The 24,574-nt window shown below is 59.1% G+C and carries 23 protein-coding genes; 16 read left to right on the forward strand and 7 right to left on the reverse strand.

Going from position 1 to position 24,574, the window contains the following annotated elements; all coding sequences use genetic code 11:
* The first annotated feature begins 117 nt into the window (after positions 1–117).
* The 9 genes from ACZ6ZO_RS10845 (at position 118) to fbaA (ending at position 7,350) form a co-directional block, all read left to right on the forward strand.
* Positions 118–774, forward strand: coding sequence for an AzlC family ABC transporter permease (locus ACZ6ZO_RS10845; RefSeq protein WP_182385326.1), 657 nt, complete (start codon positions 118–120; stop codon positions 772–774).
* Complete coding sequence (locus ACZ6ZO_RS10850; protein WP_232843229.1) at positions 767–1,087, forward strand: branched-chain amino acid transporter permease; 321 nt, start codon at positions 767–769, stop codon at positions 1,085–1,087. Before ACZ6ZO_RS10845 ends, ACZ6ZO_RS10850 begins: the two co-directional genes overlap by 8 nt.
* Before the next feature lie 10 nt (positions 1,088–1,097).
* On the forward strand, positions 1,098–1,925 hold the full coding sequence (locus tag ACZ6ZO_RS10855) for a sulfurtransferase (RefSeq protein ID WP_465292592.1): 828 nt from the start codon (positions 1,098–1,100) through the stop codon (positions 1,923–1,925).
* 11 nt (positions 1,926–1,936) lie between these two features.
* Positions 1,937–3,049 (forward strand): hypothetical protein, encoded by a 1,113-nt coding sequence (locus ACZ6ZO_RS10860; protein ID WP_465292594.1) that lies wholly within the window; start codon positions 1,937–1,939, stop codon positions 3,047–3,049.
* Positions 3,050–3,060: 11 nt separating this feature from the next.
* Positions 3,061–3,591: an orotate phosphoribosyltransferase gene (pyrE, locus tag ACZ6ZO_RS10865; protein ID WP_182385329.1), complete on the forward strand. Its 531-nt coding sequence runs from the start codon at positions 3,061–3,063 to the stop codon at positions 3,589–3,591.
* A complete protein-coding gene (locus ACZ6ZO_RS10870) occupies positions 3,575–4,243 on the forward strand; it encodes a TrmH family RNA methyltransferase (protein WP_182385330.1) in 669 nt (222 codons plus the stop codon). The genes pyrE and ACZ6ZO_RS10870 overlap by 17 nt, the downstream gene beginning before the upstream one ends.
* A 13-nt stretch (positions 4,244–4,256) precedes the next feature.
* Positions 4,257–5,423 carry a glycoside hydrolase family 76 protein gene (locus tag ACZ6ZO_RS10875; RefSeq protein ID WP_465292597.1) on the forward strand — a complete coding sequence of 389 codons (1,167 nt, stop codon included), beginning with the start codon at positions 4,257–4,259 and terminating at the stop codon, positions 5,421–5,423.
* Positions 5,424–5,425: 2 nt separating this feature from the next.
* Positions 5,426–6,223 (forward strand): SGNH/GDSL hydrolase family protein, encoded by a 798-nt coding sequence (locus tag ACZ6ZO_RS10880; RefSeq protein WP_407926230.1) that lies wholly within the window; start codon positions 5,426–5,428, stop codon positions 6,221–6,223.
* Positions 6,224–6,315: 92 nt separating this feature from the next.
* Positions 6,316–7,350, forward strand: coding sequence for a class II fructose-bisphosphate aldolase (fbaA, locus tag ACZ6ZO_RS10885; protein ID WP_465292599.1), 1,035 nt, complete (start codon positions 6,316–6,318; stop codon positions 7,348–7,350).
* A 213-nt stretch (positions 7,351–7,563) separates the two neighbouring features.
* On the opposite strand, the gene ACZ6ZO_RS10890 is transcribed toward fbaA, so the two are convergent.
* Positions 7,564–8,340, reverse strand: coding sequence for a hypothetical protein (locus ACZ6ZO_RS10890; RefSeq protein ID WP_182385333.1), 777 nt, complete (start codon positions 8,338–8,340; stop codon positions 7,564–7,566).
* Between the two features lie 36 nt (positions 8,341–8,376).
* On the opposite strand from ACZ6ZO_RS10890, the gene ACZ6ZO_RS10895 reads away from it, so the two are divergent.
* The 5 genes from ACZ6ZO_RS10895 (at position 8,377) to ACZ6ZO_RS10915 (ending at position 15,739) form a co-directional block, all read left to right on the forward strand.
* The gene (locus ACZ6ZO_RS10895) at positions 8,377–9,519 is read left to right on the forward strand and encodes an FUSC family protein (protein WP_465292602.1); all 1,143 of its coding nucleotides are present in this window, start codon (positions 8,377–8,379) and stop codon (positions 9,517–9,519) included.
* 85 nt (positions 9,520–9,604) lie between these two features.
* Complete coding sequence (locus ACZ6ZO_RS10900) at positions 9,605–10,894, forward strand: adenylosuccinate synthase (protein WP_208768131.1); 1,290 nt, start codon at positions 9,605–9,607, stop codon at positions 10,892–10,894.
* Positions 10,895–11,204: 310 nt separating this feature from the next.
* The gene (locus ACZ6ZO_RS10905) at positions 11,205–13,373 is read left to right on the forward strand and encodes a SpaA isopeptide-forming pilin-related protein (protein WP_465292604.1); all 2,169 of its coding nucleotides are present in this window, start codon (positions 11,205–11,207) and stop codon (positions 13,371–13,373) included.
* A 111-nt stretch (positions 13,374–13,484) separates the two neighbouring features.
* On the forward strand, positions 13,485–14,687 hold the full coding sequence (gene purT / locus ACZ6ZO_RS10910; protein ID WP_465292606.1) for a formate-dependent phosphoribosylglycinamide formyltransferase: 1,203 nt from the start codon (positions 13,485–13,487) through the stop codon (positions 14,685–14,687).
* A gap of 221 nt (positions 14,688–14,908) precedes the next feature.
* Positions 14,909–15,739 carry a hypothetical protein gene (locus ACZ6ZO_RS10915; protein ID WP_182385338.1) on the forward strand — a complete coding sequence of 277 codons (831 nt, stop codon included), beginning with the start codon at positions 14,909–14,911 and terminating at the stop codon, positions 15,737–15,739.
* 310 nt (positions 15,740–16,049) lie between these two features.
* On the opposite strand, the gene ACZ6ZO_RS10920 is transcribed toward ACZ6ZO_RS10915, so the two are convergent.
* The 5 genes from ACZ6ZO_RS10920 to ACZ6ZO_RS10940 form a co-directional block, all read right to left on the reverse strand.
* The gene (locus ACZ6ZO_RS10920; protein ID WP_182385339.1) at positions 16,050–16,682 is read right to left on the reverse strand and encodes an anaerobic ribonucleoside-triphosphate reductase activating protein; all 633 of its coding nucleotides are present in this window, start codon (positions 16,680–16,682) and stop codon (positions 16,050–16,052) included.
* Positions 16,657–18,408 (reverse strand): ribonucleoside triphosphate reductase, encoded by a 1,752-nt coding sequence (locus ACZ6ZO_RS10925; RefSeq protein ID WP_465292609.1) that lies wholly within the window; start codon positions 18,406–18,408, stop codon positions 16,657–16,659. Before ACZ6ZO_RS10925 ends, ACZ6ZO_RS10920 begins: the two co-directional genes overlap by 26 nt.
* Positions 18,409–18,452: 44 nt before the next feature.
* Positions 18,453–18,869: a GNAT family N-acetyltransferase gene (locus ACZ6ZO_RS10930; RefSeq protein ID WP_465292611.1), complete on the reverse strand. Its 417-nt coding sequence runs from the start codon at positions 18,867–18,869 to the stop codon at positions 18,453–18,455.
* A gap of 1 nt (position 18,870) precedes the next feature.
* The gene (locus ACZ6ZO_RS10935; protein ID WP_182385342.1) at positions 18,871–19,338 is read right to left on the reverse strand and encodes a GNAT family N-acetyltransferase; all 468 of its coding nucleotides are present in this window, start codon (positions 19,336–19,338) and stop codon (positions 18,871–18,873) included.
* Positions 19,339–19,463: 125 nt separating this feature from the next.
* On the reverse strand, positions 19,464–20,831 hold the full coding sequence (locus ACZ6ZO_RS10940) for an FAD-dependent oxidoreductase (RefSeq protein ID WP_465292613.1): 1,368 nt from the start codon (positions 20,829–20,831) through the stop codon (positions 19,464–19,466).
* A 188-nt stretch (positions 20,832–21,019) separates the two neighbouring features.
* On the opposite strand from ACZ6ZO_RS10940, the gene pta reads away from it, so the two are divergent.
* Positions 21,020–22,372: a phosphate acetyltransferase gene (gene pta, locus ACZ6ZO_RS10945; protein ID WP_465292615.1), complete on the forward strand. Its 1,353-nt coding sequence runs from the start codon at positions 21,020–21,022 to the stop codon at positions 22,370–22,372.
* Positions 22,369–23,559, forward strand: a complete 1,191-nt coding sequence (locus tag ACZ6ZO_RS10950; protein ID WP_465292617.1) for an acetate kinase — start codon at positions 22,369–22,371, stop codon at positions 23,557–23,559. The genes pta and ACZ6ZO_RS10950 overlap by 4 nt, the downstream gene beginning before the upstream one ends.
* Positions 23,560–23,624: 65 nt before the next feature.
* Here ACZ6ZO_RS10950 and ACZ6ZO_RS10955 read toward each other — a convergent pair whose 3' ends face one another.
* Complete coding sequence (locus ACZ6ZO_RS10955) at positions 23,625–24,530, reverse strand: endonuclease domain-containing protein (protein WP_182385346.1); 906 nt, start codon at positions 24,528–24,530, stop codon at positions 23,625–23,627.
* Positions 24,531–24,574 lie beyond the last annotated feature (44 nt).

Here is a 24,574-nt window from a genome sequence, read left to right on the forward strand (position 1 = left end):
AACAACCAGCTACACTGGAAACCAGGCATCTAGCACAGCTAGAAAACCACGCCTGAAACCCAACCAGGGTCACAACTAACTGGCGGGCAGCGGGAGCAAAAATTACAATGCTCCAATATGTTGGCGATCACGGCATTCAGAACAGCACTCACCAAAGCCGGCGTCGTCTGGTTTGGGATCTTCGTCTTGGGGCTCGGCTTTGGAGTCCTCGCGACCAATCTGGGTTTCCCGTGGTGGGCGGCGTTCTTGATCTCGGCGACGGTCCTGGCGGGGTCGATGGAGTTCATCCTCATCGGCCTTATTTCTGCTCATTCACCGTTAGTAACGATCGCGGTGACGACGTTCCTGGTGAATTTCCGGCACTTGTTTTACGGACTGACCTACCCGCTTGAATTATTCAAGGGCAAGCTCCGGAAGTGGTACATCATGTTTTGCATGGTCGATGAAGCCTTTGCGCTGAACATCACCGAGCGGGATCCGAAGACCATGTGGTGGGTGCATGTCGGCCTCCATGCGAGCTGGGCGGGCGGCAGCTTGGTCGGTGCTCTTGGCGGAGCCCAACTACTAGGCGACGTGCACGGCCTCGACTTCCTGCTCATCGCGCTGTTTGCCGTCTTGGCGTTGGACTCGTGGCAATTGCGGAAAGACAAGGTGGGGGCGCTGTTGGCTGCTGGGGCGGCAGGAATTGGCATGGTGGCGGGCCACCAAAACATGATGCTGGTGGCGATGCTCCTGTTCGCTGGATCGTTGGTGGTGAGGCACAGCCGTGGATAGTTACTTCTTTATGGCCGTCGGCACGGCGGTGGCGGTGACTTTTATGCTCCGGGCGCTGCCGTTCGCGATTAAGGCAAAGCTGTCAGGATCCCCGTTTTTGGAGAATTTCGGGCGGTGGATGCCACAGGGCGCGATGATCATTTTGTTGCTTTATTGCCTGCATGGGGTTGGTTGGGGCCCGACGCACGTAAATGTGGGATATGGCGTCGGCTTGGCGGTGACAGCGGGGGTGCACCTGTGGCGGCGTAACGCGGTGCTGTCCATCGTGGCGGGCACGATCGCTTGCGTCGCGCTCTCGACCGGCCTTGCCTAGACTGGCAGCCATGATCACCATCACTGCTGATGAGTTATTGCAACGTGTACGCGGCTCGAAGAAGACCTCGATCATCGCGTCTGTGTGGGAGCCTGGCGAGGGCGCGAGCCTGTCCAGGTTCCAGGCCGAGCACATTCCGAATTCCATGTTTTGTGATGCTTCCCTGGCCTTGGCTGATATCCCTTCCAGCCAGGAGGGGCGCAACCCGCTCCCGAATACTGACCAGCTGCAACGCTGGTTCGTCAAGATGGGGCTCAATGCGGAAAGCGCCGTCGTGGTTTATGACCACGGCAAAGGGCTTCTCGCGGCGCGAGCGTGGTGGATCCTCACTTGGGCGGGGATTGACAATGTCCGCATTCTGGACGGCGGCATCGACGCGTGGGAGAGAGCCGGCCAGCCCGTTGTTGGCGGCCCAGGTAATTTCCCGGCAACGTCCACGATCCGGCCGAACATTGGGCAGCTTCCCACCGCGACCCTGGAGGAAGTGAAAAACCACAAGGGCATCCTCATCGACTGCCGTGAGCGCTCCCGCTTCTCCGGCCAAAAGGAATCCCTCGACCTCAAAGCCGGCCACATCCCGGGCGCCATCAACCTGCCCAGCGGCGAACTGCTCAACGAGGATTACACCTTCAAAACCCCACAGGAAATTCGCCAGCTTTTCGACGCCGTCGGCGTCACCTCTGGCGAAAACGTCATCGTGTACTCCGGTTCCGGCCTGCACTCCTCCCAAATGATCGCAGCCATGCACCATGCGGACATGCCAGGTGCGGCGTTGTTTGTTGGCGGTTGGTCGCAGTGGGCGGCAGACCAGAGCAATCCAGTGGTGCGCGTGGACTAAACTAACTCGATGTGTGGTTTATTCTTGCAGCTTTAGTCCTATTCGCCGTCTCAGGCGTGCTGTTGTGGATCACCCGTCCGCAGCGGCAAGCCCCTGAGGCGGTGGAGGAACGCCAGCTTGAGGTAGTTGAAGAACTAGAGCCAGTGCTGGAAGGGGATCCCGAGCCGGAATTCTTGCCCGAGCCAGAACCAGAACCGGAGCCGGCACCAAAACCAGAACCCGAGCCAGAACCAGAACCGGAGCCGGCACCAAAACCAGAACCCGAGCCCGAACCGGAACCCGAACCGAAAGAAACTAAGCATGTAGCCATCAAGCTGCCTGGTGGCGGACGTCGCGAGCGTAAAGCGTGGGCCGCTGATCGAGGCTTCGGCTTCTCCAAATCCGACATGTATCTCACGGACGAGTGGTCACGTGGCGCGGCAGCCTCCGGAGTGTCGCCCCGCGAGGTGGTTTCCGGTGTGGTGAACACCCTGGGCGTGGACTACGAGATGTACCTGGTGGACCTCGACACCATCCCGGTCATGGCGATGCGACGCAGCGCCGCCAGCGACGTGGTGGTAGACGCCCGCAGGGTGGGCGTGCTGCTTGACGACGACTCAGACGACCTTCTCCCCGTCACCCAAACATCCGGATTTGAAATTCTCTCCAACGACTATGGTGCGGCGGAACGCGTCATCGACGAGCGAGTGATCGCCTCCCTCGCCGCCATGCCCGAGGCTGTGACCGCGGTGTGGGCGGAATCGGATTGGGTGCTGGCCCAAACCACCAAATCCTCGCATTCAGAGGATTGGGATCAGATGATCGAACCGTTGGCGTTGCTCGCGGATGCATTCCGGGTACTGCCACCCCGGGCTGTCCGTAACTTGGACATCGTTATGAAGACCCGACCGGTGGGGGAGGCTACGGCCGTCGATAAGCCTGCGGAAGCAGACCTGGTGCGGATGCCCCGCTCGGAAGAGCCCGTTGAGATGCCGACCCGCGCGCGCCACGCCGCCCACGGAGTGGTTGAAGCCCGGCCGGTCGGCGCAGACGAAGTAGGGGCAATCGCTGAGGGACCATCCGAGGTGCCCGACAGCGATGGCACCCGCGTGGTACGCCGCGATAACAACCCAACAATCTTCTAAGGAGACACAGCATGGATAAGAAGCAGCAGCTTGCTGAACTGGTGAAAGAACTCGCCGTCGTGCACGGCAAGGTGACCCTCTCGTCTGGCAAAGAAGCCGACTACTACGTTGACCTGCGCCGCGCGACGCTGCACGCACAGGCCTCCCGCCTGATCGGCGAACTGCTACGCGAACTCACTGCCGACTGGGACTACGCGGCAGTAGGCGGACTAACCTTGGGTGCAGACCCAGTCGCGACCTCCGTGATGCACGCCGATGGCCGTGAGATTCACGCCTTCGTGGTGCGCAAGGAAGCCAAGAAGCACGGCATGCAGCGTCGCATCGAAGGCTTCAACGTAGCAGGTCAGAAAGTGTTGGTGGTAGAGGACACCACCACAACCGGTAACTCGCCGTTGACTGCTGTGAAGGCGCTGCGCGAGGCAGGTGCCGAAGTCGTCGGTGTGGCTACCGTGGTGGATCGCAACACCGGCGCCGGCGATGTCATTGCTGCCGAAGGCCTGGAATACCGCTACCTGCTGGGCTTGGATGACCTTGGACTCTAACAACGCCGACTCTAATAAAGGGCCCACCGAGTGGTTTGAGGCGCGCATCGGCGTGGGACCCTGGGAAGGCGACTGGCCGACCGACCCACGTTATGATCCGGAGCTGCTAGAACAGGGCGATAAGCGCAACGTGGTGGACGCCTACCGCTACTGGACGCGGCAGGCGATCGTGGCGGACATCGATACGCGTCGGCACCCGCTGCACATCGCCATCGAAAACTTCGAGCACGACGCCAACATCGGCACCGTGGTGCGCACCGCGAACGCCTTTGCCGTGGACACTGTCCACATTGTGGGCAAAAAGCGGTGGAACCGGCGCGGGGCGATGGTCACGGACCGCTACCAGTACCTGATGCACCACGACACTGTTGATGACCTGATCAGCTGGGCGCGTCTGCAGGGGCTCACGATCGTGGCGATCGACAACACCCCAGGTTCGGTTCCGCTCGAAACAGCCAACCTTCCGCGGGAATGCTTGTTACTCTTTGGTCAGGAAGGTCCAGGGGTGACGCAAGCTGCGCGGGATGGGGCACTGATGACGTGCTCGATCGCGCAGTTTGGTTCCACGCGGTCAATCAATGCTGGTGTCGCTGCCGGCATTGCGATGCACGCGTGGATCCGGCAGCACGCCGACCTGAACAACGCTTGGTAAGGGGCAGAGTAAGGTGCAAGAAAAGTGGTCGCATCGTGCAGATTTGGCTGAGGCAGCCATCACTGATCGGCATGCGCGGAAACTTTGGGGAATCCCCCGCACGAATCTCGGCGTGGTCAGCTGGCCGCCGAGCACCAAAGACGAGTTTTTCGTCCACTGGCACTACTGGTGGCAAGCCCACTACCTGGACTGCCAGATCGATGCGGCGCTGCGCCGACCCACTATTCAACGCAAACGGCGAATCAAGGAAACCATGCGTGGCATCCGCATCCGCAACATTCGCGGTTGGACCGTCAATCGTTATTACGACGATAAGTCGTGGCTGGCACTAGCCGTCGGTAGGTGGCACACTTCTGCGCGGAACAAGGCACTGCGGGCGCTGGAAAACAACATCGTTGCTGGCATCGATACGTTGACCGGAGTGCTGCCGTGGCGCACCAACGAAACCTTCTACAACGTCCCCACCAATGGCCCAGCGGCGATCATGATGGCCCGCTCCGGCAGATTGACACAAGCGTGCACCCTCACCGACTGGGTCTTCGACAACCTCATTGACGAAAACGGCCTGGTCATGGACGGCATGAGGATGCGCATGCACGGCCCAGAGCTCGTACGGGCGATTCACCCGTATTGCCAAGGCGTCATGATGGGCGCCTGCCTGGAGATTGCCGACCGCATGCTCGCCGACCAGGGCGTCACCGACGTCGCCTCGCTTGACGACGCCGAACGCGCACACGACGCATACGCCTACATTGCTCGTATCCGCGAGCTCGTGGTGGCGGTGGAAAATAACTTGGCCACGCCAGACGGCGTCATCAACTGCCTCACCACCGGCGGTGACGGTGGCCTTTTCAAGGGTATTCTCGTGCGCTATCTCGCAGATGTGGCGCTGCGTCTGCCAGGCGACTCGGCCGCGAGCCGGGAGACCAAGAAGAAAGCCACTCGCCTGGTCCTGCAGTCAGCGACATCGCTGTGGAACCACCGGCTAGAGATCGACGGCCTTCCGGTATTTCCCTCCGACTGGACCAAAGACGCACAAGTCCCCACCACCAGCACGTATAGAGGCTCCATTGGTGGGGCAGTGCTCGGTTCGTTTGTCCCGGAGCGGGATCTATCAGTCCAACTGTCCGGCTGGATGTTGTTGGAAGCCGCGGCGAAGGTCGCTGGAGGGAGTTCATAAAAGTGCGGAAGTTGAGTGCCATACTGCTGGCGGCCTTGGTAGGGATGGGCGTTGCTAGCCCGCACGCTAGTGCCACCCCTGCACAGCAGCGCAATGTCATTATTTTGGGCGATTCTATGGTGGCGGACCCGTGGGCGGGGGATGTCGTTGTTAATCGCCTGCGTGGCGGTGGGCAGTGCCCGCGGTCTGCTGAGAGCTACGCCGAACAAGCAGCGCGGCAGGCTGGATTGGAAGCCCGGAATTTCTCTTGCGCCGGTTCACAGGTCAACATTGGTGGGCCGTTCCTGAAAACGGCATTTGCTGACCAGGTTGACGCAGCCCTTCCCGCAATAGATCCCAACACAACCCACGTGTGGATTACCCAAGGATTTAACGACACGTGGAGTGGCTTTGGCCCGGAAGCCTATCTAGACGGCATGAGTTGGCACATCGCCCGCATTCGGGAGCGCGCTCCTCAGGCGACCATCACGATGATTGGCTATCCGAGCATTACGAGTAACGGGCAGCTGTGCCTCGCCCGCGTCATACCGGGAGCTCCCGGGCCTGTTCCCGCAGTCCAGGTTGCCGACATGGAATCGCAAGCCCAGGAGATGCAACGTGAGCTGGCTCGTCGCACGGGCATCGGTTTTGTTGATGTCCGCAGTCAAACTCCTGGAAACGGCATGTGCTCACCCGACGACGTGCGGTACGTGTCGGCACTTATTGATACCACCGGCCCGGTGGCTCACATGCCGTTCCACATTAACGAGCGTGGGCATCGTGAGATGGCGCATATGGTGGTGGATCAACTGGGGCTGTGACACCCTCCAAATTTGTGTGCCACGGCGAAACGCCGCAAACACAGGCATAATTGAGGGCAGGTAAATTTTCCCCAACTTGGAGGTCCTAGACTATGCCTATTGCAACTCCTGAGGTCTACAACGAGATGCTGGATCGCGCAAAGAAGGGTGGCTACGCCTACCCTGCGATCAACTGCACGTCTTCCGAAACTATCAACGCTGCTCTCAAGGGTTTTGCTGAGGCAGAGTCTGACGGCATTATCCAGTTCTCCACCGGTGGCGCTGAGTTCGGCTCCGGTCTGGCTGTGAAGAACAAGGTTGCCGGCGCTGTTGCACTGGCTGCCTTCGCTCACGAGGCTGCTAAGCACTACGGAATCAACGTTGCGCTGCACACTGACCACTGCCAGAAGGAAGTTCTGGACGAGTACGTTCGCCCACTGATGGCAATCTCTCAGGAACGCGTCGACCGCGGTGAGCTGCCTCTGTTCCAGTCCCACATGTGGGACGGCTCCGCTGTGCCAATCGATGAGAACCTCGAGATCGCACAGGAGCTCCTGGCTAAGGCTAAGGCCGCCAACATCATCCTCGAGGTTGAGATCGGTGTTGTCGGTGGCGAAGAAGACGGCGTTGAGGCCAAGGCTGGCGCTAACCTCTACACCTCTTCTGAGGACTTTGAAAAGACCATCGACGCCCTCGGCACCGGCGAAAACGGCCGCTACATGCTGGCCGCTACCTTCGGTAACGTGCACGGCGTGTATAAGCCAGGCAACGTGAAGCTGCGCCCAGAGGTCCTCCTCGAAGGCCAGCAGGTAGCCCGCAAGAAGCTCGGCCTCGGCGACGACGCCCTCCCATTCGACTTCGTCTTCCACGGCGGTTCCGGCTCCGAGAAGGAAAAGATCGAAGAAGCCCTGCGCTACGGCGTGATCAAGATGAACGTCGACACTGACACCCAGTACGCGTTCACCCGCCCAGTCGCAGCACACATGTTCTCCAACTTCGACGGCGTCCTGAAGATCGACGGCGAAGTCGGCAACAAGAAGGTCTACGACCCACGCTCCTACCTGAAGAAGGCAGAGCAGTCCATGGCTGAGCGCATCATCGAAGCTTGCCAGGACCTGCACTCCGTAGGAACCACCGTTTCCAAGTAACAGGTTCTTCGGTATCCCCTTCCCTCATTGTGTGAGGGAGGGGGATTTTAAATTTAGTAACAGAATTTGGCGTACGAATGGGATTTTTCACGGCGAAATCGTCCCATCCGTACGCTCGATTTCGTCGCCCAGCCACACCTGGCTGCTTGATCGCAGGCCCAGGCTGGTCAGGGATAGGGATTTGCCCCGAGCAACAAATCCCTATCATTTTTCCTAAGCCCCCATTACTAGTTGGGCGTCGCGGAGGTGCCGGTAGAAGGTTGCTCGTTCGACGGGGCGTTTGCGGGATATGCCGTCGACAAGCACGCGCACGTTCTGTCCGCCGACCTGCAGCGCCCGTCCTGTTGCCAGCGTGGCCGGGTCGTATTCTTTTTTAAATAGCCGCGGGCGGGGGTTGATGCGTTTGACGGCGGCGATTCCGGGTGCGCCTGATGTGGGGACGAGGCGGGCCCCGAAGTTGTTAATTTGTTGTTCGCTGTGGAGCAGCACGTGGTCGTCAACGATTATTTCGCCCACGAGTTCAGCGTTGTCCCACTCGGTGATGGTGGCGGATCCTGCGACGGCGATGCCGGCGTCGTCGCGGATGAGGGGAGCGGGTTTCGCTGCTGCTTGGGTGGCGAACTCCCACGCGTCCTTAGGCAGCCCCCAGTTCTGGGCGACAACTGAGGGGCTGGTGGGGACGAATCCGACCTGGATCCACATGTCATCTTGGCGCATGAGTCGGGTGAGGACTGCGGAGAGTGCGGCGTCGGAGCCGATGACGACGAGGCGGACGTCGCGAAGTGGTTGCTGTGGTGCTGGCTGCGGGGCGCCGAGGGGTTTCACATCGGGCTGGCGTTGAATGTCATCCAGGGACGGGGTGGGGTCTTCGGGGAGCGCGCTGCGGGCGATCCCTTCCAAGAACTTCAGGTCGCGCTGGGATGGGACGTCCGGGAGGCGAATATCGGAGGGGAAGTTGCTGTTGCCACAGTCGATGGAGAGCAGTTGCATGGTTCTTTAATCTACCGAAGCGGTTAGACTCGCGGTGTGATAAGGCAACAAGCATTCGGTAGGTTACGCGAAGGCGCGCAGCGCGTGGCGGTGTCGTGGCCTTATATTTTGCAGCTCGGAATCACGGCAGGCCTGGCGTATTGGGTAAGTTTGCGTGTGTTTGGACACCCGCAGCCGTTCTTCGCGCCGATGGCCACGATCATTGTGCTTTCGACGCAGGGCGGGGATCGGGTACGTCGTTCCATTGAGCTGGTGCTCGGCGTGGCTGTTGGCGTTGGGCTGGGCGACATCCTCATTTACTACGTGGGCACTGGTGTGTGGCAGATCGCGGTGGGCGTGATCGTGTCGGTGACCGCGGTGATGTTCATTGATAAGGGAGTGCTGGCGGCGAATCAGGCGGCGTTCGCATCGGTGCTGATCGCGACGATTTTTCCGCCGGGCACGGCTGGCGGCCCGGAGCGCATGTTTGACGCCCTAATCGGTGGAGTCATTGGTGTGGTGATGATGGGGCTGATCCCGAAATCGCCTTTGAAGGATGGGCGCCGGGAGATCGCGAAGATTTTGTCGACGATCGCTGCGGTGATGGAAGAGCTGGTGGAGGCCCTTTCTGCCCGGGACGGTCGCCAAGTTTCTGACGTGCTTGAACGGGCGCGCAGCTCGCAGGCGGCGATTAACACGATGATTGCCGCGGCTCACACGGGCAAGGAGGTGGTGAAGACCTCGCCGATTATGTGGAAGCAGCGTCGTGAATTGCGCTCCATTTTGCGGGTGCTGGGGCCCGTCGATAATGCCATGCGCAACACCCGCGTGCTGGTGCGTCGCGCGGGCGTGCTTCTCGACGACCATTCCACCGTCTCCTCGCGCCAACTGGAGATCCTGACCGAGCTTTCCGAGATCATGCATGAGCTGTCAGAGGTGTTTTGGCAAAAATCGGATGCTGCGCTGTCCCCGGAGATCCCGAAGCTTACGGTGCGGCTGCGGAAACTAGCAGCGCAGGCCCACCCCGACATTGCGGATCCTGCGACGCTGTCCGGCATCATGATCGTCGGCCAAACGCGCTCCTTGATCGTGGATCTGCTGCAAGTGTGCGGCCTATCGCGCCAGTCTGCTGTTGCGGCGCTCGTCCCCACTTCGGACAACCCAGGGATGCCCCCGGAAGTTTGGGGAAATGGTTCGTGAAAACCCTTGTGGCATGTAGAATTAGTTAACGTCTTTTGCCCCGCCGTACGCCGGGGCTACTCGAGTTGATCGGAAGTGACGTGACATGGCTGCAATCGTGATTGTCGGCGCCCAGTGGGGCGATGAGGGCAAAGGTAAAGCCACAGATATCCTCGGCGGTGTTGTTGACTACGTAGTCAAGCCCAATGGTGGCAATAATGCCGGCCATACCGTGGTGGTTGGCGGGGAAAAGTATGAGCTCAAGCTCCTGCCTGCTGGTGTGCTTTCGGAGAACGCCACCCCGATCCTCGGCAACGGTGTTGTGATCAACCTTGAGGCCCTGTTCGAGGAAATGGACGGCCTCATCGCGCGTGGCTGCGACGCTTCCCGCCTGCGTATCTCCGCTAACGCGCACGTGGTGGCCCCATACCACCAGGTGCTGGACCGAGTTCAGGAACGCTTCCTGGGCAAGCGCGCCATCGGCACCACCGGTCGTGGCATTGGCCCAACCTACGCTGACAAGGTTGCCCGCGTCGGTATCCGAGTGCAGGACATCTTCGATGAGTCCATCCTGCGCCAAAAGATCGAATCCGCACTGGACGTGAAGAACCAGATGCTGGTGAAGATGTACAACCGCAAGGCCATCCTTGCGGAAGAAACCGTGCAGTACTTCCTGTCCTACGCGGACCGCCTGCGCCCGATGGTCATCGAAACTGAGCTGGAACTGAACAAGGCGCTGGATGAGGGAAAGCACGTCCTCATGGAGGGCGGCCAGGCCACCATGCTCGACGTGGACCACGGCACCTACCCGTTCGTGACCTCCTCCAACCCCACCGCAGGTGGTGCGTGCGTGGGCTCCGGCATTGGCCCGACCCGCATCACCCACTCCCTGGGCATCATCAAGGCCTACACCACCCGCGTTGGCGCCGGCCCATTCCCAACCGAGCTGTTTGACAAGTGGGGCGAATACCTGCAGACCACCGGTGGCGAGATCGGTGTGAACACCGGACGCAAGCGTCGCTGTGGCTGGTACGACTCCGTGATTGCCCGCTACGCATCCCGCGTCAACGGCTTTACCGACCTGTTCCTGACCAAGCTGGACGTGCTCACCGGCATCGGTGAAATTCCGATCTGTGTCGCCTACGACGTGGACGGCAAGCGCTTCGACGAAATGCCGATGACCCAGTCCGATTTCCACCACGCCACCCCGATCTACGAGACCATGCCAGCCTGGGACGAAGACATCACCGGCTGCAAGACTTTCGAAGAGCTCCCGCAGAAGGCGCAAGACTACGTGCTTCGCCTTGAAGAACTCTCCGGCTGCCAGATCTCTTACATCGGCGTTGGGCCTGGTCGTGACCAGACCATCGTGCGCCATGATGTGATGGCTGACTAGGGCCCTGAACTGTGTGCCCTTAATCATATCCACATATTCCTCTAAGGATTTTGTAAATGTGATTAAGGGAGCTATTATTCACCTGTCAACAATTTTCTAGTGGAATGACAAGGGGTGGGAAGGCTCTTTCCCCCTTTGCTAACTAGGTCTAAAGCTGTGTCCTAACTAATGAAAACACGATCCCGCATGTGTTGATCGGATTAGGTAGAGCACGCAATTTGAGAGGTGAGATATGGCCCCAGTCGGTGGGTGGCAAGCGCACAGGAAGCTTGTGGCGCTTTTGACGGCCATTTTGGTTTTGGTCCCTGCAATGTTCGTTTCATTGTCGGGTGCGAATGCGGCAGAGCCCCGTATTGGCGACGGCGTAAAGGTGTCTTCGGGGGAGAAGGGCTACCTGATCGCTTCTGAAGACGGTAAAAGTAGAGATACGCAGCTCTTCAAACTTGTTAGCGAAAGCTTCAATGGTCAGTCCTATTGTGTCGAGGCTGATGTTCCCATCGATATCTCAGCGAGTGTCGATGGCCAATTTACTTCCTGGAGCAATTTTGCTGGCAACAACCAGTTTGTGAAAAATGCGGACAAAGTTAATTGGATTGTAGAAAATAGCTATCCGGCAGTGTCCCTTGAATCTTTGGCTAACACCATCGGTGCCGAATCGGGGGAACTAAACAAGAAGAGCGCTATCGCTCAAACACAAGCTGCTATTTGGCACTTTACCGACGGGTACAGTTACAAAGGAATCAACCAATTTAATGGTGCCTCCCGTAAGGAACTGTCCGCGCTGCAGGAAGGGCAAAAGAAGCTCTATGATTACCTAGTTGGCAAGAACAACATTGGTTCTGAGCGCATTGAAAGCATTGAGCAGATCAACAAGGACAAGGTAACTGAGAAGGACGGCGTTGTCGGCCCATTCGAGTTCGAGACCACTCCTGCAGGAGCAGAGTTCTCAGTGAAACTCGGGGAGGGGCAGTCTCTCGTAAACAAGGAATCCAACAAGTTTTACGTAAAGGTGGATCCGAACGCCACTTCGGTCAAGTTTGATATTGAGGTGCCTAACGCCGGTGTGGGTGGCGCGATCGTTCATGCAGTGAAGGATAACGTTCGTCAGCAAACCACCATCGTGACCTATTCCGAACAAAAGACTCCACTTACCCGGACTGTCGAGTGGACCAAAAAAGAAGAGTCTGTGGCGAATCACGATATTGAAATTTCTAAGGTCGATCTGAATGGCACGGAGCTTCCTGGTGCGCAGATCACTGTGTTGAAGAAGTCTGACGGTTCTAAGGTCGACTCATGGGTATCCACTGATAAGCCACACCGGATTAGCGTCGCTCCAGGCGAGTATGTCTTCAAGGAAACCGCAGCTCCTAAGGGATACAAGGTCGTTTCCGACATTACGTTCACTGTGAATGCTAAGGGTGAGGTGTCCACCTCTGACGTTCAGCAAACGGTCAACAGTGTAAAGGTTGCAGTCGCGGAGAAGAATCAGCTGACCGTGATCAACGAGGCGGAGCAAGCTCCACTGACCAAGGTTTTGCTTTCGAAGGTCGCGTTGGGGCAGAAGGATGAGCTAGCTGGCGCGAAGATGACCTTGTCCAAGGTTGGTATTGCTTGGGATGAGCCAGTAACGGCACTCATCGAGGAATGGACTTCTGGAAACAAGCCGCGTGAGTTCTCTGCGGAGCCAGGCGTATATCAGCTCACCGAGGTCACTGCGCCACAGGGCTACGAAGTTGCGGAAAGCATCATCTTCCATGTTGCTGGTGACGGAAAAGTTCAGGTTGGTGTCAAAGACAGCGATGGTCACTACAAGCTGGAAGATGCGGAAGACAACAAGGTCGTTATGGTGGACAAGCCGTCACCTACCACTACCGTTACCACGAGCGAGCCAACTCCTTCGGAAACCACTGTGACGGTGACGACGGAAGTTCCAGTGACGGTTACGAGCACCACTGAGGTTCCTACTACCGTGACGACGACGGTAGAAACCCCGGTTCCTACCACGGTGACGGAAACGACTGTTGTGCCGACCACTGTTGTGACCACGGAAACGACTACCACTGAGGTGGTTGTTCCAACGACGGTCGAGACGACCACCACTGAGATGGCGGCTCCTACCACTACAACGACAACGGTCCAGGCTTCCTCTGGCTTCGATCTGCGTTACGTGCTTGGTGCGCTCGGGCTGTGGGCACTATTGAAGGAAGGCGGTTCATCGTCTTCCGATATGGGGTCATCTTCCTCATCGACCAAAGCCCCGATAGTGGTTCCGGCACCTTCCGTTCCGAACCGCCAGGATCGAGTGGACTCCATCTCTAATGAGCCTCCAGTTGCTCAGAAGGGTGTCCAACCTCAGCAGACTCCTGCGAAGAAGATGTTGGCATCGACCGGCGCGAACGTTGTAGGCCTTTCAGCAGTTGCTGCGCTCCTGCTAGCTCTCGGCCTGTACTTTGTGGCGAAGCGTCGTAAAGAAAGCTAGTACTTAGCTAGCTGTTGTAAAAGCGGTGTGCTCGGTGATCCGAGGCACCGCTTTTGCGGTAGTAGTGCCTGTCACCACGATGCGACAATGCTCCCGGATTATGATTGCACCATGTACACCCCTGAAAATATCGGTACCCCGTTAACAGACAACGCCACCCGCGTCATGCTCCTCGGCTCGGGAGAGCTCGGCAAAGAAGTAACTATTGCGCTGCAGCGCCTCGGCGTCGAAGTGCATGCTGTTGACCGCTATGAAAACGCCCCGGCGCACCAGGTTGCGCACCGCGCATACGTCATTGACATGACGAATGCGGACGCGGTGAAGGAACTGGCTAATCAGATTAACCCTCAGTTCATCGTCCCAGAGATCGAAGCGATTGCCACTGACGCGCTCGCCGAGCTTGAAGAAGGCGGGACGACGGTCATCCCAACCGCCCGAGCAACCCAACTTACGATGAATCGGGAAGGCATCCGCCGACTTGCCTCCGAAGAACTGGGGCTACCGACCTCGGCTTACGAATTCGCATCCACGAAGGAAGAATTCGCGTCAGCGGTGGAGAATATTGGGTATCCGTGCGTCGTTAAGCCAGTGATGAGCTCTTCCGGCAAGGGCCAATCTGTCCTTCGCTCGGCTGCCGACATCGACACCGCCTGGGACTACGCCATGTCCGGCGGGCGCGTCGACTCCGGCCGCGTTATCATCGAAAGCTTCGTCGACTTTGACTACGAAATCACCCTCCTCACAGTCCGTTCCATCGACCCTGCCACCGGCAACGACGCCACCTGGTTCTGCGAACCCATCGGCCACCGCCAAGTCGACGGCGACTACGTGGAATCCTGGCAACCGATGGCCATGACTGAAACCGCACTCGAAAATGCCCGCTCCGTCGCAGCCCGCATCACCGGAGCCCTCGGTGGCCGCGGCATCTTCGGTGTCGAGCTCTTCATCTCTGGCGACGACGTCTACTTCTCCGAAGTTTCCCCGCGTCCGCACGACACCGGACTCGTCACCCTCGCCTCCCAACGATTCTCCGAATTCGAACTCCACGCCCGCGCCATTCTCGGGCTCCCGATCGATGTCACCCTCGTATCCCCAGGCGCATCATCCGTGATCTACGGGTCCTCCGAAGGGCCAGTGCGGTACGTTGGGGTAGCTAACGCGCTAGCCGTCCCAGAATCCGACATTCGCATCTTCGGCAAACCAACCGCCGGCGAAAAACGACGCATGGGTGTGGCCGTCGCCACCGGCGAAAACGTGGAGACTGCGCGCGAACGGGCAGTCGCTGCTTCGTCAGCCGTCAGCGTGATGGAATAGCGCCGGGTTGGTTGCTTCGCGTTGACCCCGACATTACGCCCCCGAGGTTGCCCCAAAATCGCTGCGGCGAGCCCGAACTTCGGGAGGGTAATGTCGGGGAGAAAGCCGGTCGGCTTGCGAGCTATCGCTGAATGCAGCATGATATTGGCATGAATTCGGGGGATTTCATATCGGGGAAGTTATGTTATTTGCGTGCGCTGAGCTACGCTCGCGCCTTGGAAATGAGGCGCGATTTTCCGGATGCAATAGAGCTGACGCCGGAGGTCATAGTTCACCGAGAGTATTTTGAGAGTCAGCAGTGGTGGAAACAAGAGGAAATCCGCGCGATTGCTGTGGGGATGGCGGCGTATCGGGCAGTGCTCGTCGGTAAGGCTGCTGCGCGTGTAACCGGAATTCCGGTGTTGCGCAACGGCCCAGTGGAGTTGTGTTTGCCGGGTGGGGTGTGCGCGCCGTCGCGAAAGCGCTGGCAAACGGGTGTGGAATATCGGCATTGGCAGCTTCACGACGACGATTGGACCATCCACAAAGGCGTCAGAGTTACTCGTGGCCGGAGAACAGTCATTGATATCGCGCGAACTGGAACTTTAGCTGAGGGCCTAGCGGCTATCGACTACGTGCTTTATACCCAGCAAACGAACATGGAAAGCATCGACGCCCAACTAAGTCGCTTCCGTCGCCTACCTGGGGTGAGCAAAGCTCGGCGGGCAATGGAACTGGCATCCCCAAGAGCGGAAAGCCCACTAGAATCCTGGGCCCGGGCACAACTTATCGAAGCTGGCATACACGATTTCTTCCTGCAGATCGAGATCGAAGGATGTCGCGTTGACTTTCTTATTCAAGAATGGCTTGTCGTGGAAGTCGACGGAAAATCCAAGTACACGGATTTTGGTGAAGAGAAGAAATGGGCGGAAGAGAAAGAACGCAATGACAAGATTCTCGCCGCGGGATATCACATTCTGCACGTAGGGCGAAAAGAACTAAAAACAATGGTCCAAGGCGAATCCGAATTCATCCACAAAGTCCGGAAGCTACTACAACGACGCCCTCGATAAACGCCTAAGCCAAACAACTTGATGATCGGTTAGGGCGTTGACCCCGACATTACGGCCCCGAGATTGGTGGGACAGAGCCTCGAGCCCGACATTACGCCCCCGAGGTTGCCTCAAAAACGCTGCGACGAGCCCGAACTTCGGGAGGGTAATGTCGGGGCCAACGAGGGCAGCCGACCAGCAGCGCCTACGGGCTGCAAATAATGAGGCCAAAGTGGCCGGTGTGAAGCCCCAAACCAAGCCCCAAACCAAGCCCCAAACCAAGCCCCAAACCACACCCCAAACCAAGCCCCAAACCACACCCCAAGAATCCTCAAGCCACCTGATACCGCCCGTTGGCATCCACTCCGCGGGCTTGTTGCACGACAAGGTGATGCCCGTAGCTGGCGACGCGCTGCTGGAGCAATGGCAATTCGGCTTCCAAGACAGAGCCGGGCCACACCGTGGTGCGTACTTGTAAGGGAACGTCGGCGTCGGTGAGCAGCTCGAGGGACTGCCAGCTTCCGGCTGCAGCTCGTGGGGTGAGCCCAACCTCGGAAGATGAGCCGGGCAGGCATTTCACATCGAGCCCCACCCAGTCGGGTCGGGTGTTTTCCGAGGCCAAGAGCGTGGCGATTGCTTTTGGTCGGTATCCGCTGGTGTGCAGGCCCACGGGGTATCCGCGCGAATGCACGGTAGCTATGAAGGAGCCAAGCCCTGGGTGCATGGTGGGTTCGCCGCCGGAGATGACGAGGGCGTCGATAAGTCCGCGTCGTTGTTCCAGCAAGGACCACGGAAACTTAACGCCTGGCCCGACCTGTTGCAGGGCCGGGTTGTGGCAGTAGTAGCAGGTCAGGGGGCAGCCTTGGGTGAAGGCTGTGATGGTGAGGTGTCCTGGCCAGTCGGTGGCGGAGAAGGGAATGACTCCGGCGATGGGGAGGTCAGGAGGCGAAGTAGACGCGCTCATGGAATTCGCCCTTCTTGCCGGTGTTGAAGCTGGCCACCGGGCGGAAGTATCCCATCACGCGGGTCCATACCTCGGTGGGGGAGCCACAGGAACATACCGGGACTTCTCCCGCGAGGTAGCCATGCTGCGGGCAGATGGAGTAGGTCGGGGTGATGGTGACATAGGGGAGCGAGAAGTTTGATAGGGCCCGTTTGACCAGGAGCGCGCATTCCTTGCCGGAGGAAAGGTAGGCGCCCATGTAGAGGTGCAGGACGGTGCCGCCGGTGTATTTGCGTTGCAGCTCGTCTTGGAGCTCTAGCGCCCGGAATGGGTCCGGGGTGTGGGAGACGGGCAGCTGGGTGGAGTTGGTGTAGTAGGGTTCCTCGGCGGTGCCGGCTTGGATGATTCCTGGGTAGCGCGCAGCATCTGCCCTGGCGAAGCGGTAGGTGGCGCCTTCGGCGGGGGTGGCCTCCAGGTTGTAGAGGTGACCGGTGGTTTCTTGTGCTTCGACGAGGAGGGCGCGAATGTGGTCGAGGAGCCGCAGCGCGATGTCGGGGTCGGTGGCGATTGTGCCGCCGGTCAGGTTGCGGATCATCTCATTGACGCCGTTGACGCCGATGGTGGAGAAGTGGTTGTCGAGGCTGGGGAGCCAGCGCGCGGTGTAGGGGTAAAGGCCCTGCTCAAGCAGGCGGGTTACGGTCGCGCGTCGGCGCTCAAGCGTATCGACGCCCAGCCCCACCAACCTCGTCACCTCAGCGAGGATCTCTCCTTCCGTTTCGCACGTGAACCCGAGCCGAGCGCAGTTGAGGGTCACCACGCCGATCGATCCGGTTTGCTCCGCGGAACCAAACAGGCCGTTTCCTCGTTTCAGCAGCTCGCGAAGGTCGAGCTGCAGACGGCAGCACATGGAGCGGATGTCACCGGGGTTCAGCTCCGAATTAATAAAGTTCTGGAAGTAAGGGAGCCCGTACTTCGCGGTCATCGTGAACAGCGCCTGGGCGTTTTCGGAGTCCCAGTCAAAGTCGCGAGTGATGTTGTAGGTCGGGATGGGGAAGGTGAAGGGGCGGCCGTCGGCGTCGCCCTCGGACAGCACATCAATGAAGGCGCGGTTAATCAGGTCCATCTCGGCCTGTAGCTCGCCATAGGTGAAGTCGCATGGCTCGTCGCCCACGATCGGGTAATCCTCCGCGAGGTCCGCGGGGCACACCCAGTCCAACGTGACGTTCGTGAATGGGGTTTGGGTTCCCCAGCGGGACGGCACATTCAGGTTGAAGACGAATTCCTGGATCGCCTGGTGCACCTGCTCGTAGCCCAAGCCGTCGAGCCGCACGTAAGGCGCGAGGTAGGTGTCAAAGGAGGAGAACGCTTGGGCCCCGGCCCATTCGTTCTGCAAGGTGCCCAAGAAGTTCACCATCTGCCCGAGGGCGCTGGACAGGTGGCGGGGCGGCTTCGAGGAGATTGCGCCGGGCACCCCACCGAACCCTTCGGTGAGCAGTGCACGCAGGGACCAGCCGGCACAATATCCACCGAGCATGTCCAGGTCATGGATGTGGATGTCGCCGTCGCGGTGGGCGGCGGCAGCCTCCGGGGTGAAGACGTTGTCGAGCCAGTAATTGGCGATCATTTTGCCGCTGGCGTTGAGGATCAACCCGCCGAGGGAGTAGTCCTGGTTGGCGTTCGCGTTGACCCGCCAGTCTTCGCGGCTGAGATATTCGTTGATAGTGGCGGTGGGGTCAATGACAGTCATAACCCCAACCCTAGAACTGAATTACATCATTGTAACCGTGAGAATTATCGCAGAAACTTTTTGCGCATCGGGGTATGAGGGATGCCGTCCCAGTCGAATTCCTCGCCCGAGACCTCAAAGCCGAACGCCTCGTACCAGGACACCAGTGGGGTTTGAGCGGTGAGCTCGACCGGGCCGTCGCAAAGCTGCAGTGCCCTGTGCATGATCTCCTGTGCCAGCCCCGTGCCGCGCGCCTGCTTACCGACGCAGAGCCGCCCCAGGTGCCACACTCCCTCCTCGGCGTACACGCGGGCATAACCGACCAGCGGGCCGTCGTACGCCAGGATGTGCATCGCGGTGAGGTCAATGCTGTCGATCTCCTGGTAGGGGCAGTGTTGCTCCACCACGAACACATCGACACGCAATTTCAGAAGCTCCCACACCTGGCGAGGTGTGAGGTCATCAAGCTGGGCGACGAGCATACTAGTGCAGTTTCATCATCGGGGTGAGCGTGATGTCCGCGAACGGGTACTCCTCGGCGATCTGGCGGAAGCCGAACTTCTCATACCAGCCCACCAACGGAGTGCGGGCGTCCAGCACCAGGTCCTTATCCGGGTACGTCTCATCAGCGAAGTTGATGGTGAACTCCATCAGCTTCTTCGCCAGTCCCGTGCCACGCTCGGACTCGGCAACGCAGACGCGCCCCAGGCGCATGACATCTTTTCCGTCAACTTCACATTCGTACACGCGAATGTTGCCCAGCAGTTCTTCCTTGTTCTCAGAGGACCACACCAGGATGTGGCGAGTGGTCGGCAAAGCGTCGATCTCGTCCACTTCTTTGTAGGCGGTGTTTTGCTCTTCCACGAAAATGCCCACGCGCAACTTGTACACCTCGTGTACATCGAGAGCGGAGAGGTCCTTGAGCTGCGAAACTTCGAAGTGGTAACTCATAGGGAAAAGTGTAATGAGGTTAGCCACCTTGACGCGAAAAATAACGCAAAAAGTCGGCCAAAACCACAGCGTGAAAAAACTGCATGTGGTTTTGCCGACGTTAGCTGCAGGTGAAAAGGGGGTGGTTAGCTATCCGCAATGTTCTTACGGGAATGCTTCACCATCTCGTCCCATTCCACAATCTTCTTCCGCTTGCGGCCCTCGGCTTCGCCCAGCGCCTTCTCGGCGGCATCGAGCTGGTACCAGCCATCCCAGGTGGTAAATGGGATATTGCGGGAATCCAGGAACGCGGTGACAGCGTCCGGCTCTGGGGATGCAGCCGGGGTCAGCTTGCCGTCCGCGTAGTCCGCGAGCAGCATGTCGGTGGTTTCCTTAGCATCGGACTTGGTGTTGCCAATCAACCCCACCGGGCCGCGCTTAATCCAGCCGGTGGTGTACAGGCCCGGAACGATTTCGCCTTCATGAGTGATGACGTGGCCACCATCGTTACGGATGACATTCTTGGCTGGGTCGAATGGGACCTCGGGCATCTCGTCGGACTTGTAGCCCACGGCGCGGTAGACCGACTGCACTGGCCATTCGGTAAACTTGCCGGTGCCCTTCACTCCGCCGGAGCCGTCGAGCTCCATGCGCTCCGTCTTGAACGCAGTCACGCGGCCGTTTTCTCCAATGATCTCCACTGGGGATTCGAAGAAGTGAATGTATAGCTTGTGGGGTGCACCCTTTGGCTCGCGCATGGCGTACCCTTCCAGGGTCTGGCACACCAGATCCACAGACTTGGAGGCGTGGCGTGCCTCAATGGAGGCTTCGTCGTAGTCGATGTCCTCTGGATCCACGATGACTTCGATGGTTGGGGAGTGGTCCAGTTCCTTCAGTTCCAGCGGGGTGAACTTGGCCTGGGCTGGGCCACGGCGACCGAACACGTGAATTTCGGTAGCCTTGTTTTCCTTCAAGGTTTCGTACACGTTGTCCGGGATTTCGGTGACATGCAGCTCGTCCGCGGTCTTAGCGAGGATACGAGCCACGTCCAGGCCCACGTTGCCCACGCCGATCACGGCGGTGGAGGTGGCGGACAGATCCCAGGTGCGCTTGAAGTTCGGGTTGCCGTCGTAGAAACCAACGAAGTCGGCGGCGCCGTAAGAACCGTCGAGGTCAATACCAGGGATGTCAAGGTCTCGGTCCAAGGTGGCGCCGGTGGAGAAGATAATGGCGTCGTAGAATTCACGCAGCTCATCGACGGTCACATCCTTGCCGATGTTGACGTTACCGAGCAGGCGCAGCTCCTCACGATCCAGCACCCGGTGCAGCGAATTTACGATGCCTTTAATACGTGGGTGGTCCGGGGCGACACCATAACGGATGAGACCGAACGGAGCGGGCATGCGCTCGAAGAGGTCGATGCTCACCTCTTGTCCAGACTTCATCAGAATGTCAGAAGCATAGATTCCGGCTGGGCCGGCGCCGATCACAGCAACACGAAGCGGTCGAGACATAGGTGGCTAGCATCCTTTGTTTAGTTCTGGATTTAATTCGACCTGCTAGCATACCAAATTTTCGGAGTTTGCTAAAGGTTGCTGAACGGTAAAACGAGTGTCGAAACGCCACACTTTCTGTAAGATTCCGTTGTGAATCACACGGCACTTCATGATTGTGCCTTATTCAGTCACTAGAAAGGGATAGCATGACCAACTCAGTCCTGCTCACCTCGGTCGGACGCACTCTCGATGGCTACGATTACGACGCATTGGCCCAGGCCAACGGAATGCGCGTCCGCCCGCTCGCTGACGGTGTCATGGAGCTCTCCGAGATCCTCGCATCACGCCCGCTTGCCGACGGCCCAGTCCTCCTCACCGGCACCGGCTCCATTGACTACGACGCAAAGGCCGCCGCAGCACTCGGCGTGGGGATGCTCATTCTCGCTGATGAGCGCACTCCACGCGCGGATCTATCCGTGCTGCATGCCCAGGAACTCGGGGCGACGGTGCTCGGGGTATTCAGCGCAGATCAGCCAGTACCGAACCTTGATGTTGCAGTAGAACCCGTCATGAGTGCGGAAGTGTTTGCGGATTGGCTGCTGGGGCGTGCCCGCGAAGCAGGCACGCACATCGTGCTCCCGGAAGGCGACGACGATCGCATCCTGGAGGCAGCACACTTTTTGCTGGTAGACGATACGGTGAAGCTTACGATTTTGGGTGAGCCGGGCGTCGTGAAGGCGCGCGCTGACGAGCTGGGCCTTGACCTATCCAAGGCCAACATCGTGGACCACCTGACCTCCCCGTTGGCCGAGGAATTCGCCGCCGATTTCTACGAGATGCGCAAGCACAAGGGCGTCACCGAAGAGCAGGCTCGCGAAACAATGCGAGATATCTCATACTTTGGCACCATGATGGTGCACAAGGGCCTCGCCGATGGCATGGTCTCCGGCGCCAACCACACCACCGCGCACACCATCAAGCCGTCCTTCCAGATCATCAAGACGGCCCCGGATGCGTCCGTGGTGTCCTCCATCTTCCTCATGGTCATGCGTGGCCGCCTGTGGGCATTCGGTGACTGCGCCGTGAACCCGAACCCGACCGCCGACCAGCTCGGCGAGATCGCCGCCGTATCCGCACGCACCGCCTCCCAATTTGGCCTCGACCCGCGCGTGGCGATGCTGTCCTACTCCACCGGCACGTCGGGTAGCGGCCCGGACGTGGATCGCTGCGCTGCCGCCGTCGCGAAGGCACGCGAGCTTAACCCTGCACTGCTTGTCGACGGCCCACTGCAGTTCGATGCCGCCGTCGACCCGGGAGTCGCAGCAAAGAAGATGCCAAACTCTGAGGTCGCAGGTCGCGCCAACATTTTCATCTTCCCAGACCTCGAAGCCGGCAACATCGGCTACAAGACGGCGCAGCGCACCGGACACGCCCTCGCCGTTGGCCCAATCCTGCAGGGTCTGAACAAGCCGGTCAACGACCTTTCCCGAGGTGCAACCGTCCCAGACATCATCAACACCGTGGCCATTACGGCCATCCAAGCGGGAGGTGCTCAGTGACGCTAGCCCTCGTACTGAACTCTGGATCGTCCTCGATCAAGTTCCAGATCATCGACCCAACCGCCGACGCCACCGACGACCCCTTCGCCTCTGGCCTGGTGGAGCAGGTTGGCGAGCCAGTCGGTCGCATCACCATTAAGCATGCTGGCGAGAAGTGGGTCGAGGAGCTGCCGCTTGAAGACCACAGCGTTGGCCTGGGGCGCGTCTTCGAAATGCTGGACGAACACGGCATCGGCCCATCCTCCCTGGACATCACCGCTGTCGGTCACCGTGTGGTGCACGGCGGTTTGCTGTTCTCCCAGCCTGCCGTCATTACCGATGAGATTCTCGGGATGGTCCGCGACCTCATCCCGCTTGCGCCGCTGCACAATCCGGCGAACATCATCGGCATCGAAGTCGCCCGCGAACTACTGCCAGACATTCCGCACGTCGCGGTCTTCGACACCGGCTTCTTCCACTCCCTGCCACCAGCGGCCGCGCTCTACGCGATCAACGCAGAAGTAGCAGGATCCCAAGGCATTCGTCGGTACGGCTTCCACGGCACCAGCCACGAATACGTATCCCAGCAGGTCCCGGACCTCATCGGCCGCGAAGCCGACCACACCCGGCAGATCGTGTGCCACCTCGGCAACGGCGCCTCCATTTCCGCAGTTCACAACGGCCGCGCCGTAGACACCTCTATGGGCATGACGCCACTCGCCGGCATCGTCATGGGCACCCGCTCCGGCGATATCGACCCCGGCATCGTGTTCCACCTGCTGCGAAACGGCATGTCCGTAGATGAAGTAGACACCCTCCTCAACAAAAAATCCGGCGTGAAAGGCATCTCCGGAGTTAACGACTTCCGCGAACTGCGCGCCATGATTGAAGAAGAGGACCAGGACGCCTGGCTCGCCTACAACATCTACATCCACAACCTGCGTAAATACATCGGCGCCTACATGATCGCCCTCGGTCGCGTCGACGCCATCACCTTCACCGCAGGCGTCGGCGAAAACGACTTCCACGTCCGAGCCGATGCGCTCGCCGACATGGAAGAATTCGGCATCATCATCGACCCAGAACTCAACGAGATCCGATCCTCCGAACCACGGATCATCTCCGCACCCGAATCCAAAGTCAAGATCTGCGTCGTGCCGACCAACGAAGAGCTGGCAATCGCGCGGTACGCCGTGGCGTTGGCGTAGTGGTTGCTAGGCGGAATTTAGCGTACGGATGGGACGAAATTCGCAATTTTTGTACCATCCGTACGCTAAATTTTGTGTGCCAGCGCGATCAACTTCCCGACCCGCCACAACAACTGATCCCGGCGTTCCGGAGTGACCATTGATTTGGTGACGCGAAGTACTCGCCACCCGTTTTCTTGCAGGTAGGCATCGATTTCTTTGTCGCGGTTTGCTGTTGACACAATGTTGTGGTGGTGTCCGTCGTAGTAGATGGCGACCTTGAGCATGGGCCAAGCGAAGTCAATGACGGTGACTAGTTTTGAGCCGTTCCGCACTTCGTGTTGGCACACCAGTCCGGGGAAGATCTGCGTTAAAAGCAACCGGAGTGTGGTTTCCTGGGGCGATCCTGAATTGGGGATCGAGTGTTTAAGCAGCCGTGATAACCTGCATCGATCAAAGCGGTGGCGAGCAGCTTTGCGTAGCTGGGTGTTGGTGAGCCCGGCGTAATTGCGGGCAGCATCAATGATGTGGATGCAGCGGACGTCGGGAAGCGACATGCCTGGGATGATAGTGGTCCACCATTGCTCTCGTTCCTTTGCCAGGTCGACCAGGCAATCCACTGTGGCTGTCGCGACATCTGTGCAGGTCAGTTCGGGGTAGGCGGGGTCGAGTCCAGAGAACGGGGAAAACTCCGTGCCGCGGAGCAACCGGAAATGCGGATCGACGCGCGCATGATTCGAAACCACATGGCCGAGCGCTATCGCAGAGTCTCCCCAAAACGGCACACCGTGGAATAAAAGTGCAGCATAACCGCCGATTGTTGCCGTCGGATATCGTAAATGCAATGCCCGGGCCGCACCGATCCGATTGACGGAACAACCCCGAGGCACATAAATCCCCGGGACAAAAGGGACCCATCGTCCCGAACGGATATCAGAACGCTTCAGGTCAGAGAAACGCTGTGGATGAATGTCAAAATTAAAAGTGCTCACACTTAGTTAGACTGTGCAACCCACTCAAAAGGATCCCTCGGGGG

The sequence above is a fragment of the Corynebacterium sp. NPDC104732 genome (genome assembly GCF_055583565.1).